The 19998-nt window shown below is 41.2% G+C and carries 14 protein-coding genes; all 14 read right to left on the reverse strand.

From position 1 onward, the window contains the following. Window positions 1-216 precede the first annotated feature (216 nt). On the reverse strand, window positions 217-903 hold the full coding sequence (locus tag MED222_RS13305; protein WP_009846592.1) for a protein kinase domain-containing protein: 687 nt from the start codon (window positions 901-903) through the stop codon (window positions 217-219). A 114-nt stretch (window positions 904-1017) separates the two neighbouring features. Next, on the reverse strand, window positions 1018-4410 hold the full coding sequence (tssM, locus tag MED222_RS13300; RefSeq protein ID WP_009846593.1) for a type VI secretion system membrane subunit TssM: 3393 nt from the start codon (window positions 4408-4410) through the stop codon (window positions 1018-1020). A 2-nt stretch (window positions 4411-4412) separates the two neighbouring features. Next, on the reverse strand, window positions 4413-5615 hold the full coding sequence (gene icmH, locus MED222_RS13295) for a type IVB secretion system protein IcmH/DotU (RefSeq protein ID WP_009846594.1): 1203 nt from the start codon (window positions 5613-5615) through the stop codon (window positions 4413-4415). Continuing rightward, complete coding sequence (gene tssK, locus MED222_RS13290) at window positions 5615-6946, reverse strand: type VI secretion system baseplate subunit TssK (protein WP_009846595.1); 1332 nt, start codon at window positions 6944-6946, stop codon at window positions 5615-5617. The genes icmH and tssK overlap by 1 nt, the downstream gene beginning before the upstream one ends. A gap of 50 nt (window positions 6947-6996) precedes the next feature. Continuing rightward, a complete protein-coding gene (tssJ, locus tag MED222_RS13285) occupies window positions 6997-7464 on the reverse strand; it encodes a type VI secretion system lipoprotein TssJ (protein WP_009846596.1) in 468 nt (155 codons plus the stop codon). A gap of 8 nt (window positions 7465-7472) precedes the next feature. Beyond that, window positions 7473-8423, reverse strand: coding sequence for an FHA domain-containing protein (locus MED222_RS13280; RefSeq protein ID WP_012603803.1), 951 nt, complete (start codon window positions 8421-8423; stop codon window positions 7473-7475). A gap of 3 nt (window positions 8424-8426) precedes the next feature. After that, window positions 8427-9155, reverse strand: a complete 729-nt coding sequence (locus tag MED222_RS13275) for a transporter substrate-binding domain-containing protein (RefSeq protein WP_009846598.1) — start codon at window positions 9153-9155, stop codon at window positions 8427-8429. Next, the gene (locus tag MED222_RS13270; protein WP_009846599.1) at window positions 9142-10140 is read right to left on the reverse strand and encodes an ABC transporter substrate-binding protein; all 999 of its coding nucleotides are present in this window, start codon (window positions 10138-10140) and stop codon (window positions 9142-9144) included. Before MED222_RS13270 ends, MED222_RS13275 begins: the two co-directional genes overlap by 14 nt. Next, a complete protein-coding gene (locus MED222_RS13265) occupies window positions 10137-12761 on the reverse strand; it encodes an MFS transporter (protein ID WP_032555196.1) in 2625 nt (874 codons plus the stop codon). The genes MED222_RS13270 and MED222_RS13265 overlap by 4 nt, the downstream gene beginning before the upstream one ends. A 10-nt stretch (window positions 12762-12771) precedes the next feature. After that, window positions 12772-15384: a type VI secretion system ATPase TssH gene (tssH, locus tag MED222_RS13260; protein ID WP_009846601.1), complete on the reverse strand. Its 2613-nt coding sequence runs from the start codon at window positions 15382-15384 to the stop codon at window positions 12772-12774. A 46-nt stretch (window positions 15385-15430) separates the two neighbouring features. Then, complete coding sequence (locus MED222_RS13255) at window positions 15431-16363, reverse strand: type VI secretion system baseplate subunit TssG (protein ID WP_009846602.1); 933 nt, start codon at window positions 16361-16363, stop codon at window positions 15431-15433. A 46-nt stretch (window positions 16364-16409) separates the two neighbouring features. Beyond that, window positions 16410-18161, reverse strand: a complete 1752-nt coding sequence (tssF, locus tag MED222_RS13250; RefSeq protein WP_009846603.1) for a type VI secretion system baseplate subunit TssF — start codon at window positions 18159-18161, stop codon at window positions 16410-16412. Further along, window positions 18154-18576, reverse strand: a complete 423-nt coding sequence (tssE, locus tag MED222_RS13245) for a type VI secretion system baseplate subunit TssE (protein ID WP_009846604.1) — start codon at window positions 18574-18576, stop codon at window positions 18154-18156. The genes tssF and tssE overlap by 8 nt, the downstream gene beginning before the upstream one ends. Next, window positions 18573-19970, reverse strand: coding sequence for a type VI secretion system contractile sheath large subunit (locus tag MED222_RS13240; RefSeq protein ID WP_009846605.1), 1398 nt, complete (start codon window positions 19968-19970; stop codon window positions 18573-18575). Before MED222_RS13240 ends, tssE begins: the two co-directional genes overlap by 4 nt. Window positions 19971-19998 lie beyond the last annotated feature (28 nt).

Consider the following 19998-nt stretch of genomic DNA (forward strand, 5'->3'; position numbering starts at 1 on the left):
TCGTCCCTAAAAAAGTTAAGCCAACGGCGATACCACATAGTTAAAGCGTAGTGGGTTTTATTGGAAATGCATGGTTCTGAGGGAGGAACTTTTGGTATTGAAATATAGAATGTAAAGCGTAATTCTATATGCGATGTGAATGGTCATTTTACATGATTAACCATTGCATAACAAAGAATAACTTTATCTATGGTGTAGTCTAGGGCTCATACTATTCTAGCTCCTACATTTCCTTAACAGCATGTGATACCTGCTAGGTAGACTTATGTATTGGAAGGACTGTTTTGAGCTACTTTTGTAATCAAATTGGTCAAAGTACTCTTCTAGTATCACTGCAAGAGCGAACCAGTCATCGAATTTGCCTAAGACTGAACCAGGTGTTGAATACCTTGGTGTATAGCTTTCAAAACGTAGCTCGGAACGCAGAGTTCTGTTCTTTATGACAGAGCCGAAGTCAATTAAATGTACTTGCCCTTGAGGAGTCAATACGATGTTAGATGGTTTAATGTCACCATGAACGAAACCAAGTTTGTGGACTTGATGAATCGAGCGCTCTAGCAAGGTAATCCAGTTGGTAGGGAAGTTGTTTGACTTAGAAGGCTCGGTTTGGATTTGTAATAGTGTTATTCCACAAATGTGGGAAAGGACTAGATAGTCACTCTGCTGGTTAGAGAAATAATCGCAATATTCTGGCCAGTTATAATTGGAGTTGGAATAGAGAAACTCAGCCTCTTGTTTGAGAAAGTGACGGTGCTTTACTGCTTGAGCATACTTTATAGTAACGACGCCCCAGTTAGGGTGCTGGGCTTGAAGTACACGTCTACCTAATCGAGAGAGATTAGTGTAGCCACGGTTAGTTAGCTCCTGCTTGAGCTTTGCGTCGTCCGAAAATTCTCCCTTCAAAGCAACTTTGCCAGAGTGTTAAACCCAAAGGAAGAGCAACTTATTGACAGAGAATTATTGTCATAAGATGGAGCTCGCTTTGATGTACAAAGCGAGCTACTTAAGGGGGCTTTACTAGATATCACTTGGTAACGAGAATCCAGAGAAGAAGCCGGGGACAAACGGGTTCGACTGACCCTGAGTTTTGATGGTCAGTTTTACTTTACTGTCACCATACACAAACTCAACTTGTGTATCTTGAGCGGATGAAAAACTCACATTAGGACCGAATAAGCGGAACCAACTCCATGTACCTTTGACTGTACTTTGGCCAATTGTGGAGTCTTGTGTGTTCAACTGGACTCCTAGTTTCTCGATAAACTCGGAGTCTCCTTGCCATGATTGCTGACTCCATAAGGTCGGCCCGTGACGGTAAGTGAAGATCGGTTTGTCCGAAATGATTGAAAACTCGGTAATGTTTGGTGTCATATCAACAGCTTTTACTTGGAAATCGATTTGAATGTTTGATGGATCAGCTAGGAAAAGAGCGTTTTTGATATCAGAAGCTTTGTCCATCATTGTCCATACATCTGGCGTGATAGATAGCGCAGTACCAGGCAACAGCCCTGGTAAGTAAGGTGCTTCGTCATTGTTTTTAACGAATCCATTGAGGCGATTTTGAGAGAACTTATCAACTATACCGTTTGTAACGAAGAAGGCCTTGAGATCAGCAACGCTCGCATCCAGTTTGGACTGTCGGTTGAATGGATAAAAAGACGCTAATCGTTGTTGGTATGGTTGATAAACTTCGTTTGACCATGCTGTATTAAGGTGGTCATGAGCCAGCGACATCACCATTTCATTACTTTGATGCACAATTTTACTTATCACTTCTTCTGCTACAGCTAAATGATCGTTTGATAAGTTCGATAATGATGCAATAGGGTTACCAGCTTGCAAAGTCACAGATAAAGTATCGAAGGCTACTTTTTGAGGTTCTTTGGTTTCATAAAACTTGTCTGCCCATTTATTTGCATTAATAATCGCACTCAGCAGATTGTCTATTGGCTTCTTCCCTTGATCGTTGGCAGAGACCTGTTTTTTGTATGCTTGAAAGCTTAAAGTTATCTGGCGTGCAGATTCTTTTTTATCTTGGTCTTGAATTGGTATGGTCGCAGGATCTTGCGATTTACCCTCGTTGTCTGGTATTTCGAGTTCCACATAGGTGTACTTAGCGACGGTTGAGTACAGGCTGACCAGTGGGTTACCGTTTGCACTTGATAGGCTAGCGAATGCTTTTTTTAGTTGTGCAGGATCCGCTATTTCATTGACTTTTACATTGCTAATGAGATCTCGCCAATAATTTATGTAGTCATTTTGATAAGTTTGCTTTAGTTCACGGCTGATTCTGTGCATTTCGAGTGCACTCGGATAGGCCCCTGCAACCCCTTCATATGATTGTAAGGCTGCTTTTAGAGTAGGTGAGTTGACGGATAAATCGAGCTCATTAAACCCCGTTGGTGTATAGATATATGGAACCATGTAGCCCACATAACTTGTTGGGAATTGCAGAACTGAACCCCAATTATCGCCTAAATCACTTCGAATATCGACGCGCTTTGAGTAGGTTTCTGAGCTTTGAATGTGTTCATACAATAGAGTTCCGATACCTGTTTGAGTAATGACTTTCTTCGCTAGGTTCTCTAAATCGTGATTTGATTTCATTGGTGTTAGGTTACGCGCGAAGATGTCATTCAGTAGTACCTCTAGTTGAGCAATATTGACACTATCTGCTTCACCTTGGTCTTGGAATGTACGCATGTAGTAGTTTTTAAGCTCATGAAGGTTAGTCCTATTTTTACTGAACAATAAACGGTAGTTATTCAGCAAAGCTAGAGTCTGAGATTGATCTTCGAGATTGACGTACACAAATAGGTCTTTCTCTAGGGTATTTTCCATAGAAGGAATCAGTACTTTCTGTAACGCTGCAAAATATGCTTTTTCGATCTCTCCTTTGATACTAGAGTTAGGCATAAATGGCAGCGTATACCATGGCTCAGGCTCATTGTAGAGGTTATAAATTCGCTGTAATGAAAACAGATTAGGTATGTTTTCAGCCATGTTTTCGATGTCGTAAGGAGATGCTGATATCGCTTCTTTATAGCGCTCAAGCATTACATCGGCTTCAGCTTCTCGTTGATTCTGGAAATCAAAGTCAAACTTAATCACAAGTAATACGACGGTTAGTAAGCTAGCCCAAGATAGTGTGAAAATCACTTGGTTAACTAACAATGCGTTTTCTTTACGCTTGTTTACCCCAACCAGTTCGTGTTCGGATAAAATCACGTGTGTCATAAGGTATTGAGCAAAAAGGGTCTGGTTAACCGGGATCTGCTCATTGTGTTGATAATGCTCATGACCTACCGAATAAGATACAGTGCTCGCCAACAAGTCAGACTGAGCTGAGCTTTGACCATCATGAGTAAAGTAAAATCCGCGGAATTGAAGAGCGTCACTAAGCTGCTCTCCACGGTACAAGCGGTTGAGGAACAACCAAAGGTTTTGTTTCAATAATCCAAACTGGAAAGGGGCGCTAGCAATTGAGTTTCGATAATCCTGGTTGAGTTGACCTGCAAGCGCGTTGCTCATGTTGGCTATCAACTCACTGATTAAATGGTCGTATTCATCATTAAACCAGTCTGCGTCGATACCACCGTGTTTAGAATAAGGAGCCGTGGCACCGAATACGTCGTCTCTTTTTGATTCGTCAAATGCTGAGAAAAACTGACAAAAATCGCTGATGCTACCCATATTAGAGATAACGTTATAAATAGGTAAGCTGACCCCAAAAGCCTGATTAAACGTTTTTATTGTCGATTTTAGTTCATCAGCTTTTTGTGTTATTTGTTCATTATTTTCCAACAATGAAGCTACGTCAGTCGTGAGCAATAAACCATTCGCGGCCTGCCTCGGGCGCCATGCTGTTAGGGACTGACAGAGTGTTTTTAGGTATTCTGGGTGTTGGTCTTCGCCAGTGCTTACCGAAACTAAAATGGAATGCTCGCTGACCCAAAATAGAATTGGGAATTCAATATCACTGCCAAAATCGTCGAGCTTATATGACTCATAACCCATTTGAGTGATGATACTTTTGTCTTTATTCGGATTTTGACTCAATAGTAGGTAGATTGGCAGGTCGTAGCGACTCATTAAGTGAGCTTTTGGTCGTTGCTTGCTGACCATGCGTTTGAAATGGTATGCCAGTTGCTTTTGTCTTTTCTGAATCAGCGATTTGTCGAATGACTCTTTTTGTGATGGTTCACTGCGGTTGATAAGAACCCAGTAACATACTAAGCCTACAAGTGTAGATATAATTGCGGTAGTAGCTAAAGCCCACGTCAAATATGCGTTGAGAGGTGTTAGTAGAATTATGCTAGAGACGACGGTAAAAAGGGCAAAAGATACTAGGATCGAGATACCTACTGTTTTTTTTGTATTGCCCGATTTGTTTGATTTAGTTTTCGGCATAATCAGTTTGATTCTTCCTTGTTTAAGTCAGGCGCAGAAGTCCGAACAATAATGGCGTTTATTTGGTCGTTTTCTACGTACCATTCTTTGGTACTTCTTGCTTCTTCTTTTGTGTTTGCTCTTAATATCACTCGGTAATATTTTTCATAAGGAGAAGAAATAGGCTGATAAACTGACGGTGACAGGTTATCAATAAAATCGTCAGCGCTTTGCTTGCTAGAGAAAGTCGCAAGTTGCACCAACCAATGTGATGAACTTGGTGTTAACTTGTTGCTTTGCAATACTTCTACAGCATCAACTTTACTTGCGTAACGAGGAAGAGTCGCTAAGTCTTTATCTTCGCTTATAAAGACAATATCTTTTACTTCGCCGGAGACGATGTAACGCTGACTGAAATTAGGCAAATACGTGAAGTCACGAGCTCGTTGAGCGTGGGTGTTGGTATACCAGAAATCCGTTAAGCCAATGCTCGTTGCGATTAAACAAAAGAAGAAAAGGCTAGTGATTAAGTAACGTTTACGCCTTGTTGGCTTCCTTACTTCTGGGAGCTTCACTTTGATGCGGCAGTAAACGCCGCTAGTATTGCGATATTGGCTGATGGTTTGCTCTAACTGATAGGTGAATGCTTTCAATTGGTCAGCATTACCTTCACGATATTGGCCTTTGAATCCAATATTTATGAAGAGGTAAACTATCTCTAGAAGGTCAATCAGTTTGTGAGGCTGTCGTGCTGCTTTCTCTGCAACAGAGAAAAACAACTCACCACCATTTCGCATGCCGAAGAGCTCGCTAAGCAGCGTTTTGTTTTCCCAACCGTTTTTTTCTCCCCACTCGGAGTAGATGATGAATTCATCAATGACCACTGCATACAAAAAGCAGAGTTTATCGATAACAGCAATAGGGTAAGTAAGCTCGGTTGCTTGAGCTTTTATGTCGTTTATACCCTGTATCAACTGTTCTCTAAAAATCGCTAAATCTTCAGGTTCAGATAAGGTTGAGAGCTTGAGTGTTTTGGTTAGTAAATCGCTACTGATATTGAATAATTGATTCTCTGCCTTATCAAAGTGTCGCAAAAACTCTTCTTGGGCGCTGGTAGAATGTACAGCGACCAATTTAGAGGCTACCTGATCAGTTTCGTTATCCTTAGAGCCCTTTGGCGCTTTGTCGATGATGAGAGTTTCTTCATCTAAATAATCCATAACCATTATCTCAACGCATATAAAACGACTTCAAGGGTTGGTATACGAGCATCGACATGCAACGCGATGGCATCACGAGTGTCGAGCATATCCAACCAATTTCTATCTTTGGTATCGACTTCAAAATAGGCCACACCTTGCATTGGCTTGAGTTCACTTGGCGCAATTGGTAAGGGTTTCAAAGAGATACCCGACAGAGAGCTTCTTACTAATTCGACAATTTTATTATTACTGCTTAGCTTCGCGGAAATAGGAAATAGCTCATTGAGCTCTGTGCTACTGATATCGGATTTAACGCTTAGAACGAAACGTCGGTTATAGATGCTACTAGGATCTTTGATCAACGTACGCAGTAACCTACGCTTTTCAAACAGTGATATATCCCATTTGAATTCAATAACAGAGTCTTGTTGAACCAATGTTAGCAAGTTTCTAAGACTAGAAAACAGCGGATTAAAGTTATCGTATAATTTGTCATACTTTAAGGGCGGACATGCATCAGGAATAGCAGGTGTTAGTGCCATGACCTGAGCCTCAAACTGCTTCAATTTAGAATATAATTCGTGAGTCGGGTATTTGGTGTTGCTGATGGTTAATTCGAACCACGGTAACCATGAGCTCAGAGTTTGAAGCCATAAAAAGTCTTGCATCATAGATTGAGGACTTTTTTGATCTTGTCCTGCTTCAAGACGTTTCAGAAGGTTTTGAGCTCGGTTACTGACGAGTGCGTGAATCTCTTTAACTCGCTCGACAAGCAGAGTAGAAGCTCCGTAATGTAGACATGCGGGAATAAAAGATCTGTCATAGATCACTTCATCTGAATCACTGATTTCTAATATCTTAGCAACAGGAATCAGAGTAAAACCAGATGTGTCTTCACCGGCGAATTTTAGCCCAATATTTAGCTGTGCGACATCGACTTCAACGGTAGAGTTTTCTGATGTTGATGTGTCAAATACATTGATTGATTGGGTGATATAGCGACTTTGTTCCTGCCCATCTTCACAATAATCTTTGTTACCTTGTAAAGAAATCGGTAATGCGAGGTAAACGATGGTTTCTATGGTGCCTTGAGGTATATCGACAACGATTTCTTGCTTAAGGTTGAACTGAGTTCCATCGGGAAATACACCGGAGCAGCTCGGTATAGACAGTTTACCAATCTTCAATAGATCGTGATTAAGTACTAATTCGGTGATGCCATAAAAAGGAGAGAAACCAGCTAATGTCTCTATATTCTGACGAATGTAGTTCTGCACATAGCGATCTTGTTGCTGAAAGTGCTGAGGTGCTATAAACATTCCTTCTTGCCACACTACTTTTTTGAAAGCGTCCACGTAATGTCCTTTTCTATTATTTTTATATATTGGCTTGTGCATTTAAAGATTTACCACCAGCTGGAGTCGGGCTGTATTGAGGCTAACTCCGCTTTCTTACCAGTAATCGTTAACTCTAAAGTTTGCTCTGGATCTCCTGGCATCATTAAAACAGTTTTCGCTGTACTGTTCTGGTAATCGGCGAATTCAATCAATGCGGCAATATATTGAGTGTTCTTGTTAATATCTAACGTCAGTTGTTGTTCTGAGTTGGGCAGCACAATTGGCAATACTTGTTTTGATACTAAGTTTGCAGCCAACAACTGTAGGTCATTATTGTACAAATCAATAAAAGGCAATTGTTTAAACAGTTGCTGATCTGTGAGTTGGTAAAGCCTAACGACAACAGGGTTGGCTTGAGCATCATTGTATTGGTTGACCGTCGTATCCGCTTTAACTGTCAGTGAGTATTGGGTGACAACAGGGGCGGGGTCTGATGATGAGCACGCCGTTATCATTAAACAAAGAGACAATAGCATTAAACGTTTCACTCTTGCCTCTCACTTTGCTTTTGCATATTTTCCATAAATAATGCTTTGAACTGACGTCTGAAGTCCCCATTGTCTTGACGGTGTTGGAAGTGCTTTCGATAGATCTTCCAATATTTTTTATCCTTGTTGGAAAAAATGCCGTCACTCACGTATTCGCTAAACTGGTTTTCAAGTTGCTTTGGTGCAAATTCGTTTAGAAACTGGTCTACCGTTTGTTCCAATGCCTCAAAAAGAGCTTTTTGTTGTAGCTGTGGGTTCTGTAAGTATTGTTGGTTTTTTTCCGTCAGTGTGATGAGCTTGTCTATCGACTCTTCAATTCGAGTGTTGTTCTCGGCATTGACAGGAAAATATTCCAACTCAGCAGAGGGCAGGGAGCCTCCTCTGTTGTGAACGACTTCGTCTACTTCAATGTTGGGAACGACTTTATCGCTATCTAAATCTTCAAAGGGGTCTGACGAGAACGGGTCGTCACTCAGAACATTCGTTGAAGAAAAGTTTGAGGCTTTCTTAACTATCGTCACTTCAGGCGTAGTATCCAAAAAGTCTGTGTCATTGTCGTCAAGCTTTAAGTTGAAAGGTTCTATAAAAAGATCATCCTGATTGGTGTTATTCGTAGCATCCACTTTAGGTGCGCTTAACAGGCTAACTAACAGTGTGTAGTGACCTAATTTTATAATATCGCCATCGGAAAGTATGTATTCTTTCTCTCTTATCAATGATTTATCGTTTAACGTAGCACCATTGTTACTAACGTCTTTGATGGCGTACCCGCGTTCAGTGGGGTAGATCTGGCAGTGAGTTCTTGAGACCCATTTGGTTTGGTCAGGTAGCGCAATATCACATGATGGCGAACGACCTAAGCTTCCGCCATTTTCAGGCAGGTAAACGACTCTAGAGGTAACGACCTCTTCAGCAGGTATAGAAATCATGTGGACACTGATAGACAATGGTTACTCCTTGCACTTGGATATAGCTGAGTTAAAACTATCTAAAAACCCGGAATAGGTTTTAAGGAATCGATTTGAAAAGTAGACCCCCATATTTTTGGTATCTAAGTTCATCGAGTTGAAGTAATCGAGTGGTAATGAGGCCTTCTCAAGTTCTCTTTCAAAGACTAAACCATCTTCTAGAACAACATCAATTTCCCTTTGCTTTAAAAGCTTTAGTAGTACTTTAGCATCTCGTGGCTGCATTACGACGTTAAATCCATTTCGTTTGAGCCAAAACCATTTACTAGAGCCAAATTTTGCAGAAAAATTCAGATTTAATTTTGATAGTTCATTAATGTCAGGCTTTACGCCTGGGCCAAAATACCAATTTAAAGTCTGTTGCGCGATTGGTTCTGAGAGTGTTGCATACTCGTCACGTTCAGAGGTTTGGGTCGCAACGAAGAAACCGTGTTGTCCGCCTCCATGAACACGTAGTTGTGCGTCAGACCAAGTTGTCATGGTTAACTGATAAGGTTGGCCCATTACACCTAATGCACACTTAACTTTGTCTAAAGCAATTCCTTGCATCTCGGAATTTTCATAGGTTTGGTATGGAGGCCAATCTTGCGTCGTGAGCATTAATCGAGATGGTCCAATTTGAACTTTAGCAAAAGTATTCATTGACCAAAAGGTAGCAATGAGCAGAGTTGCCAATGGTAATTTACTTGCAGAGGCTCTAGTTAACATCATTAGAGTGTCCTATTAGCTCAGAGATTTTCAAGATAGATACTGGCGGGTAATAATCGAGCTTATGTGCAGCCTCGATATTAACAATATATGAATATTGGCTTAGTGATTCTATTGGAATGTCCGAAGCTTTTTGGGTTCCTTTTAATATGTTTTTCGCTTTGTATCCGGCGAATTGGCCAACATTGTAGTAACGGCTAACAATGCCAAATAGGGCTTTATGGCTTCTTATTGGGCTTTCGGTTGCTGAGAATGTGGGAATACCTTTTGAATGTAGCCTTGATACTACCTCGCCTCCTTGCGCAATGATGTATGAATCAGGCGGCAAATATGCCATATCAATGCCTTCTTGTTTCATATTATCAATTGTGAGGCTAATTAGGTTGCTGTTTGACCTGATTTTATCAATATTTAGTGGGTACAAGATAACACGCTTGTTATGAATTTCCGATAACTCAAGCATCTTATTTGCTGTGATAATCGAATTATTTTCTTCGGCGTTATATATCACCCCAATACTTGAAACGTTAGTCAGCTTTTCAATCGCTTTAAATTGTATTTCATGAGGTACGATATGGGATACCCCGGTAAAGTTTCTTTCTTTAGAAGATAAATCAGTTACCAATTTAGAACCCACAGGGTCGGTGACAATACTGAACACCACGGGTGTAGAGTTAGTCTTTCTAAATTCGCTTGGTTCATTATAAGTACCTAGTAACTCAAGGGTGATAGTGGTACCGAATGAATAAATAAGATCAGCTTTCTTATATTTTAAATCTCTAATATTTTGTTTAAGTTGAGCCTTATCGCTGCTTGCATCGAGAACCGTGAATCGCACATCAACGTGTTGTGATAAATAGTCCATAAAACCTTGCTCTGCATCAGTTACTCCACGCCACAATAAAAGGACAACGTGTTTTTCATCACTTTTGGCAAAGGTGAAGGGAGTCATTAAAATAAAGGTGATAACGAAAACTAAAAATCTCATGATTGAACCCCTAATTTCTGTTTATCGGATTCTAGAAATAATGAAAAGAACAGAATTAGACTGAATGAACTCACGAGTAATGAAACCCCAAATATAAGGATGGTATTATCGTAACCAAAAATGCTCAAACATACGCCTGCTAGCATAGGCCCTGCAATATTACCGATGCGCTCGGTGAGCCTGAAGATACCGATAATTTTCCCTTTTTCAATTCCTTGGCCGGAGAGTAGTTCGATGACCAGTGGTATTTGAGGCGAAACACAAATGCCATGCGCAATGCCGATAATGATGACGATCAGTAACACTCCCAATGTACCTTGGAAGAAGTAGAAGTTGAGTAATGCAAGAGAAGAAAGTAGCCCACCGATAAAAATGAAAGCCATTTTGTTTTTGAGTTTGTCGACTAGAATTGCGCTCAACGGTGAAATGACGATGATTGCAAGACCGTAAGCCATAATTACTCGGCCAGAAACAGAGCTACTTTCGCCCAAGAATTGTAGATAAACCGGGCAAATATAGTAAAGGAAACCAGTAAGTACGATCTTCGCTGGTATCGCACTGAATATCGTGATTAATGCAAAATATTTGTTACTTAACAGTTGTTTGAAATCTTTTAAATTGAGAGGTTTACTTGAGTTAGTTGTGCTCGATTTCTCAAAAAACACATAGACAAGTAAGACACTGAGCGTTGCGATCAATCCAGCGAGCATAAACGTCTCTGAGTATCCAAGCTTCTCCGCAAGGATCCCACCAATCGCGGCTCCACATAGAGAGCCAGAGAAAAATGATGACAAGAAAGTCGCCATTCCTTTAGTACGATTAGAATCGTTGGTGGTATCTGACACATAACCCTGTGCGGAAATAAAAACGATACCATAACCAACCGCCGTGAATGCACGCGCTACTAATAAGAATTCGAGGGATTGAACGAAAGCAGTAGCGATTAAGCCTATGCTCGTGATCAGCCCTCCTGTCATCAACGAATGTCTTCTGCCTACTTTGTCTGACCAGTATCCCGCAAATGGTAGTGAGATCGCCCAACACAACATGAACAGTGAAATTGGTAGACTAGTCACTAGGTTGTCAGGAATCCAACCCGTTATGTTGTCCAGTGAAGACACGAACCTAGGAAAAAAGGCTAGTGAAGACGCTTCCGAGAGGACCAATAAAAATAGTGGTAAGCGAATGAATCGAAAGTCTTGTTTATCAATATCTTGTGAAGGCTGAGCAGGCTTTAGCTTAATAATTGCTTGGTTAGCTAGATGAAGCAATTTGCCAAACTCGTCGCGAGAAGAAGTTTTTGCCAAGTGATTGACGATATCTCGGTTCACAAGCATGAATACTTTCTTTAATTGGTTCCAAGGCGAAATAATCATGAAGTTACACATGAATAGAATTATTTCGGCGACGACAAGGCAAGATGCGACCAAAACGGTGATCATATCCATGACGCTTTCTTTCAGCATATTCATGATCAAGTTGTTGTCGGTAGTCACCTTCAGCTGCATTGTGTGACTTTGGCTATTACTGTTATTGTGGTTGTCTATATTGTTGTGGTCGTTGCTATTATCGAGGTTGTCGCTATTAAACGTTGATACGCGTATAGACGCGTGTTTTACATTTTCCTCTGGATAGTGATAAGAGCTACCAGACTCCCCGTTAAAAGTAATAGATAGAATCTCACTGTGGTTATCAACGAAGAAAGCAAATTCGTCTTCTAAGCCATGCAGTCTGTTGTCAGGAACGTCTTTATTGAGTAACCCTTTAATCATCTGATTTAGTGAGTCACCAATCAGGGTTGATTTCTGCTCAAGTTTAACTTCATAAATCTGCGAAAACTTGTCCAGAGATTGATAAGAAACACCTAAATTAGCAATAATCGTTAACAGGATAGCAAGAGAAATGATAAACACGGGAAAGTGTTTTGTTTTCAATTTCTCGAACTTGGACATTGAATAGGGAGATTGCAGTGCCTTATGTGCTTGAGCTAACGTAGGAAGTAAATCTCTAGCTCCATCAGAAGTTTCGATTATCGCAGTTGCACCTTTAACACGGTCTACAATCCCTTCTAATAGATATTTCAATGCTATAAAGGCAAATGCGCAAGACAGCACTATCCATATGACTGAATACAAGAATTGATCCTTTAGCAAGGACGCTTTTTGTTGGTCTAATAGTGACGTAGAGTAGTAGAGCTTTATTTGGCCTTCAACTAAACCGAAAGAATTGGTTATATCAAGTGATAGCTGACGATCGTTTGCTTGGTTGTGTACACCTGTGCCAAATAGTTGTTCACCAGAGGTAGACACCACCATTAATGCAGTAATGCCATCAACAAACTTTAGCCTACGATCTAGGATACCTTGTATGTTCGATATAGCTGAAAGAGGCAGACCTAAACTGATTGCTTGATTGATATCATTATGTGTTTCTTCTAAAACGATTCGATAGGTAGAATCGGAGGTTTCCGTTAGCCTTTTCTCGAAATTGAAATAGTTCAGTGTTGCATTTAACGTGATGGAAAACAGCAAAACCGCCATGATGGCAAACATCAATTTGACCCTAAGTGACAGGCTAAATGATGTCGGATTGGTGGAGGTTTGGCTGGTCTTGCTGTTCATTGGTTAAGGCCTACTTAATAGATAAATCGAAGTCAGCACTGTTGTTCGTTGCACTAACTGTTACTTGAGTAATGGGTTCGCTGCGGCTTAATCGCCCGATACATTCTTCGGCTAATCTTGGCATCAGTGAACGGTTAATAATTTGTTCTACAGCGCGACCGCCAGTGGTTGGATCGGTATTACGGTCGACCACGAACTGAATGAAATTCGTATCCCAAGTGAATGATGCCTTATATTGCTCTGCAAGTTTCTTTTTGATTCGATTTAGCGATATTTCTGTGATTTTCGCTAATTCTTCATCGTTAAGTGGGTAGTAGGGAACAATGGTAGTTCGGCCTAAAAATGCAGGTTTAAAGTATTGTTGCAGATCCGGACGTATTGATTCGAGTAGCTTGTCATTATCGATGCGATCGGTAGTCTGAGCACACACGTCACAGATAGCTTGGTCGGCAGCGTTCGACGTCATAATAATGATGGTGTTCTTGAAATCGACGGTTCGACCTTCGCTGTCTTTGATATGACCTTTATCGAAGATTTGATAGAACAGATCATGTACGCCAGGGTGAGCCTTCTCCATCTCATCCAATAGCAATACAGAATAAGGGTTGCGTCGAATCGCTTCCGTCAATACACCACCTTCGCCAAAGCCCACGTAACCTGCTGGTGAGCCGAGTAGCATGGAAATTTTATGCTCCTCTTTAAACTCGGTCATGTTAATAACGGTAAGATCGTTGCTTCCTCCGTACAGTTGCTCCGCAAGTGCCATGGCAGTTTCAGTTTTACCGACACCACTTGGACCACACATTAGGAACACACCAATCGGTTTACGATTATCCGTTAAACCCGCTCGGGAAATACGAATTGCTTTTGCTAGTTCGTTCTTTGCGACATCCTGTCCTATTACTCGAGTATTAAGTTCATCTTCCAAGGTCAGCAGCTTAGCGATTTCATCGCTCATCATGTTACCAACCGGGATACCAGTCCAATTCGCAATCACCTGAGCAATAGTGTTATCGTCGACCATGGCATAGACGAGGGGCTCCTCACCTTGTACGTTTGCTAACTCGATACGTAGGCCGTCGAGTTGTTGCTGCTTGTTGGAGTCAACCGCATTTAGCTCTTGTGCTTCAGTTATCTCTTGCTGAATCACTTTAATTTGGTCTACTAATTCAATCTCTTTTTCCCAACGCGTGTAATACGCAGCCAACGTTTGTTGGTTCTCTTCTATCGATAGTGTGAGCTCTTTAATCAACTCAGCGCTGTTGGAGAACAGAGCCTCTTCTTTTTCTAATGCTGATTTTTCGTTTTCTTGATAACGAATCGTCTGCTCTAGTGTTTCCAATACTTCTGGCTTCGCGCCTTGTGTCAGTGCGATTCGTGCACTGGCAGTATCAAGTAGGCTAATGGCTTTGTCTGGCAGTTGGCGACTTGGAAGGTAACGGATCGATAAGTTGACCGCTGCTTCAATCGCGGATTCAGCAATAAAAGCGCCATGGTGAGCTTGCAATGAAGCAGCCACACCACGAAGCATTTGCATCGCATCTTCTGCGTTAGGCTCTTCAATGGTTACAACTTGGAATCGGCGTGTCAGAGCCGGATCTTTTTCGAAGTACTTTTTGTATTCCGCCCATGTTGTCGCAGCGATGGTTTTGAACTCACCCCGCGCCAGGGCAGGTTTTAGAAGGTTTGCCGCGTCGTTTTGTCCAGCAGCGCCGCCTGCACCAATAAGGGTGTGGGCTTCATCGATAAATACAATGATGGGTACTTCTGAGCTTTTTACTTCATTGATGACGTCTTTTAAGCGGTTCTCAAACTCACCTTTAACGCTCGCGCCGGCTTGCAGCAAGCCAAGGTCTAAAGAGTGGATCTGTACGCCTTGTAGAGCACTAGGGACTTCATCGGCTGCAATTCTTAACGCTAATCCTTCAACAACAGCAGTTTTACCTACGCCTGGTTCACCGACCATAATCGGGTTGTTTTGGCGCTTACGACACAAGATGTCAATCGCTTTTCTTACTTCTGCATTACGGCCTGAAATTGGGTCGATGTTGCCATCAATAGCCTGCTGCGTAAGGTTTACCGTGTATTTGCTTAGAGCGTCGTTACCCGCGGGGGTACTATCGACAGCGCCATTAGCTGAAGGTGCTGAAGAGTTACGTGCAATAGGAGTTTTCTTGATAAGACCTTGCAGAGACTCAAGTGAAACATTGCTTAATGATTCAAGTTGTAAGGTCGTCACTCCTAATACATTTTGCTGCATTAGAGCTTGAATAAGGTGTAGGCTGACGATCTCTCCATGCCCGTAGTTAACTGAAGCAATCATCCAAGCGTCTTTGATTAATTCCGTTAAGCCGTGGCTTAACGTCGGTTGACCTTCATTACCTTTTGGGAGCATAGAAATTTTCTTTGTCAATTCACTGACTAAGGCATCTATTGAAAGTTTCTGAGATTCACACAATGTCATGAGCATTGGGTCTTTCTGGGAGATAAGTTGAAGAATCCAGTGTTCAACCTCTATAGCTCCAACACCTTGGTTCATTGCTGAACCAGCAGATGTTTCGAGCGCCTGCTTTAGGGCAGGTGCTAGCTTGCCTACTAAGTTAGTGAGCGTTACTTGTGTCATTGTTTATTCCTTATATTTCTATAATCTACACGAACCATATTGCGAACTATAAAAGCAAAATGTTTACACTTTTATCAGGACTATGCTGAGGGGCAAGATAATCGATCTCCCCTAGGCGAGCTGCAATAGAAACGTTGCTTGATAAACGGGGTTTGGTTAAATATGAACGCTTAACGTTCAGATAAATGGCAACAGGCGTGTTGTCTTTTAAGTAATGCTGAGTCAAAGACCACATGGATTTCGCTAATTGGTCATCTTGCTGAATTTCTAGGAATTCACTTCTGCTTTTTGGAGTAACAAAAATACTCAAGTTGTTGAAATTAACGAGGCAGGTTCTTCCTACTAAGAAACCTTGGCCTAAACGGCTATTGAAATCCCGATTTGTACCTAGTCGTGTCAATGAATCTGTAGGCAATAGGCGACGTTCAAATGCCTTACATTCGACATCGATTGAGTAAGGAAAAAAATCATTGAGTATCTTTTTTAGCGTTGTAAGGCTACGGCTTTGTTGGCTAAGTAATAGTGAGTATTGCAGGTATTCTTTGTGTTCTTTCCCAAGTGCTGAAAAATGATTCAATAACGCCGCTTTTTTGGAATTCTGCTCGTTTTCAACGAGTAACCATCGTTGCACATTAGTTCGATAGGTGATTTCAAAGTGGCGTTGATTAAACACATCCAGAAAGTCTTGAAGTGAATGATCGTCGTTGTGTATCGCGCTTAACAACTCTTCATAAATATAATTGGGAATTACCCCTTTTACACCAGAAAGCGCTTCTTTTGCCAATCTCAGCTTTGCCTTGTTTCCCTTTAGCGAAAAGTACTGAATTTCTTGAGGGTTCCCGGTTGGCATTGCCTCAGACTTCAATTGGATCTGTACCTGAGTAGAGCTGTGAGACTGGAGTCGTTCCAATAGTCTCATTGCTTGCGAGAAGTCGTACTTTTCGGGTTGAGTCGTTAGATCTTCGATGAAATGCTTCATATCGGCTTCCTATAACGATCGATCCAATTGTGCTTATTTTGTGGAGTTACAGGCACAATTGACTACCGTGAATCTTAGGGTATGTTTTTATGAAACCATCTCGCCCATAGAGACGAATCTTAAGTTGAATGTATCTATCAAAACTGCAAAACTGCTGGAAGAAGCGATTCAACACATCGGCAAATGCTAGGTAAGGTGAGGTGGCATCAAGCGTAAGTTCAATCTCGGTTCCGGGCGAGAACACGTTCTTACCCAACACACGAATTGCAGAAACTTGCGAATTGAATGTAATTGAGTGAATCATCTGAATTTCTGTGCTTGATACCTGGTCGCGACTGCACAAACTCAACATATGTTTGAGTTCAGCTACCGGGTTGCTAGATTGCACCAATGATGTGAAGTTTGTGTTCAATAAGCTAATAAATTCCCAGTGGATGTTTTGGTCGATTTCTTTTTTAATCGGCGCAGACGGCGGGTAAATAGGTGAGAAATCACCGGGTAAATCAATACTCTCTAAGCATTCCAAAGTGCCGATTACACCACAAGCTTGCTTCCCATTAGTACACAGTAACTTGGTACCAAGTAGCTTGCTAAATTCTGTATTTGTCGTGTCCGATAACGAAATCGCTATGCTTACTTCACCAAAGTGATCGTGTTTACTTTGCCAGTAGTCGTAACTTTGGTTATGTGAATACTTTTCTTTAAAAAGTGGAATTAAAGGGACCTCTCCGTTCGGAGTGATTTCATAGACGTTTTGAATTTCAATAATTTCTATATTGTTGTCACTATGAGCATCGGCATTAACTGGAACGGATAGAGTCCGGTGGTCATATGGGATCGGTTCGCCAGTTTGCTCAAATAAATTAATCGCAGGCACGACATTGAGCTTGAATACGTCTCTATTAAATAGACGAATGAACTCCGATGGCAATGATGACATAAACAAATTAATCACGATTTCAGACTCGTCAAATTTATTCGCGTGTTCAGCAAAGTTTTTTAGTCTAAAGAACTGTCGCTTCTCTTTGAAAAAGAAGAATTCATTGATCAGTTGATAACCGGTGAATTGATTTCCGTGTTCAGGCAAGAACTTAAAATCGAGATCACTGATTCGATTTTTTAGTTGAAGGTTATCAACGGTCGAGTGTTGGGCACACTCGGAATCGGAAATGGAAATCGACAAGGTATTGTTGAGAAGCAAATCGACGAGAGAGTCTGCATTGTTTTCGAAGCCTTTGACGAAGAAATCGAGATCACCTAATTCTAAATGGCTGAAATAAACATCCGGATCACCAGTACTCAGAGAAATCTGAATAACCGCGGAGCTTTGGTTAGCTGTTGAAGGTCTGTTGAAACTAAACGGCGCACTCAATGCTCTGGCATTGCTTAAATTAAATGGTGCTATATTGAGTTCGTCAACGGTCTTAAATAGACACTCGTTTTTCGTGTTTGTACTCGAAAAAAGTGAGCCTTTAGGCAAGCGGCTTGATTCAATAGGACCGTCTTCAGTATGAAGTTCAAGATAAGCAACACTTGGAACAGTTTGAATATAAGAAGGGTAGAGCACACTCAAAATACCTTCGATAACTTCAGGTAACTGTTCAGATAGTTTTTTTTCTACCTTTGCGTTCAATAGTGCTACACCGTCGAGTAAGCGAGCCATGCTAGGGTCTTCGATCTTACCTTGATGAATATTGAGGTTTTCGGCATGAGTAGGGTATTCCTGACCGAACTGACCTAACGAACGGCGCACAAAGGCCAGTTCTTGCTCGAAGTAACGCATAATGGGTTCAGTCATAGCTATCTTCTTCTATAGATGTAGTTAAATCGCTTAGTGCGATTCTTGAATCAAAGATTAGGTCTCGTTCACCATTATTGGTCTTCACTTTAGCTATGATGTTGAACGATAGTGAATTGTCACCTTCTTTACGCTGCTCGAGCTCAACAGATATGTCGTGTAATCGTGGCTCGAAGCTTTTTATCCAAGCCTCGATACGTAAAGTGATCTGAGTGTTTTCTAAAGTTGCACTGAGCAAATGAACATCTTCGATACCAAATTTAAAGTTCGAGCGGTTTACTTCAACGAGCCTATTATCAATTTCTGTTAATGAAGCCTCTGCCTCTAAGAGCTTGGTTAGGTGGAACTTAATATCTTCAATCTCGGCGTCCTGATAGGGCTTTGCATCGCTGATAAAGGTTTTCCAAAAACTCATGATGCTACCTCGTTTAGATCGGTAGTCAGCACAACCTCGCCACTAAAGTAATCAAATTGGTATTGAGGAACGATACGCAGAGTGCAGGCAAAACTGCCAGCTTGAGAATGAGATTCCCTGACACTAACTTTGGCAAAGCTCAATGGATATTTGGACAAGGTTTCTTCATTTGCAAATGAGACATTGCTGGAAAATTTTTCGATCCAGTTTGTTAAAAATAGCTCACATTCGTTGGCACTGTTGAAACTGCCGACCATCTCACGCACTTGCACTTTTAGATAATGGGCAATTCTGCAAGACATTAGCGTAGTCTGAATCTGAGTTAACACTTTGTCATTATCGTTCTGTCCACACTGCCAAATAGAGTTATTGCCATTGAAGTAAAACTTATCGGTTAAAGGGCTTTTGGTTAATGGAATAAAGCCACTTTGCGCGTAAAAATTAGACAGTTGCCCGAATAAGCTAACATCCGCTACTGGCTTTTGCAGGTGGCTGTCAAAATAGTGGCTCGCAGGGAGGTTAATAACAGAGCCTTGCAGCTTGTCATTCCAGCGAGACTTCAGAAAACCGAACCAGTTCACACGATGAAATTCCCGCATGATTGTAGTAGCTAGTACCATATTGGCTAAGCCCCATGAGCCTTTGCCTTGTTCATTATAAACAAAGCCGACTCGTCGATTTTTGTATGCATCACGAAGACGAACCTGAGGTAGCGCCATGCCAATAAAGCGTGAACTTGGTTTACTGCGTAGGTCTTGCCATGCTTTGAAATCAGGACCGGATAGAATTTTATTGATTCGCGTTATATCAGAGAGCCAGTCTGCACCATTTTCACCAAAAAACGTTGGTACTGGAGAGAAAAGCATCGGGCAAAGCGTCGCTTCTCCTAATTTACCTAACAGTTCTACGGTAAATAGGTCGTCATAATTGGCATCAAAATCGATGTCCATCGAGATAGGGTGGCTAAATGTGATGCATCCAAAGGGGTGACCCCCTAAAGTATTTAGCTCGCTATTACCTATCTTGTTATACAAATCGCTGGATTTTGTTGAGTACGCTTGATTGACATCGCTGGATATCTCAGTCCAATTCATATCGAGTAATTTTACATGAGCTCTTTGGTAGCTTATGGGCAAAGATACAAGTTGCTGAAGACTTAACCAGTTGCGTTCTAACTTTTGAAAATCAGGCTCATGAATTATTGCATCGAGCTGTAAACTGAGTGCAGTATCAATCTTCGATATTAGTGTGGATATCAATGAAATCAATGAGGATTTAGAGCGTAAAGAGTGTTGGTCTAGCTCAGATAATAGAGATAAAGCCTCTTTTATAAAGGTATTATCTGTATTATCTAGTTGGTTAAATTTGTTTTGCCATTCCGTATCTAACTTCATAAAAAATTTTGGCCGGATTACTCCGGCC

The sequence above is a fragment of the Vibrio sp. MED222 genome, assembly GCF_000153005.1.
GTDB classification, from domain to species: domain Bacteria; phylum Pseudomonadota; class Gammaproteobacteria; order Enterobacterales; family Vibrionaceae; genus Vibrio; species Vibrio tasmaniensis_A.

What these genes read in the sequence shown, in the direction of transcription:
- tssM (WP_009846593.1), bottom strand. Translation starts at nt 4,410, where the DNA reads ATGCCGAAAACTAAATCAAACAAATCGGGCAATACAAAAAAAACAGTA.
- icmH (WP_009846594.1), bottom strand. Translation starts at nt 5,615, where the DNA reads ATGGTTATGGATTATTTAGATGAAGAAACTCTCATCATCGACAAAGCG.
- tssJ (WP_009846596.1), bottom strand. Translation starts at nt 7,464, where the DNA reads ATGCTATTGTCTCTTTGTTTAATGATAACGGCGTGCTCATCATCAGAC.
- MED222_RS13275 (WP_009846598.1), bottom strand. Translation starts at nt 9,155, where the DNA reads ATGATGTTAACTAGAGCCTCTGCAAGTAAATTACCATTGGCAACTCTG.
- MED222_RS13270 (WP_009846599.1), bottom strand. Translation starts at nt 10,140, where the DNA reads ATGAGATTTTTAGTTTTCGTTATCACCTTTATTTTAATGACTCCCTTC.
- MED222_RS13265 (WP_032555196.1), bottom strand. Translation starts at nt 12,761, where the DNA reads ATGAACAGCAAGACCAGCCAAACCTCCACCAATCCGACATCATTTAGC.
- tssH (WP_009846601.1), bottom strand. Translation starts at nt 15,384, where the DNA reads ATGACACAAGTAACGCTCACTAACTTAGTAGGCAAGCTAGCACCTGCC.
- MED222_RS13255 (WP_009846602.1), bottom strand. Translation starts at nt 16,363, where the DNA reads ATGAAGCATTTCATCGAAGATCTAACGACTCAACCCGAAAAGTACGAC.
- tssF (WP_009846603.1), bottom strand. Translation starts at nt 18,161, where the DNA reads ATGACTGAACCCATTATGCGTTACTTCGAGCAAGAACTGGCCTTTGTG.
- tssE (WP_009846604.1), bottom strand. Translation starts at nt 18,576, where the DNA reads ATGAGTTTTTGGAAAACCTTTATCAGCGATGCAAAGCCCTATCAGGAC.
- MED222_RS13240 (WP_009846605.1), bottom strand. Translation starts at nt 19,970, where the DNA reads ATGAAGTTAGATACGGAATGGCAAAACAAATTTAACCAACTAGATAAT.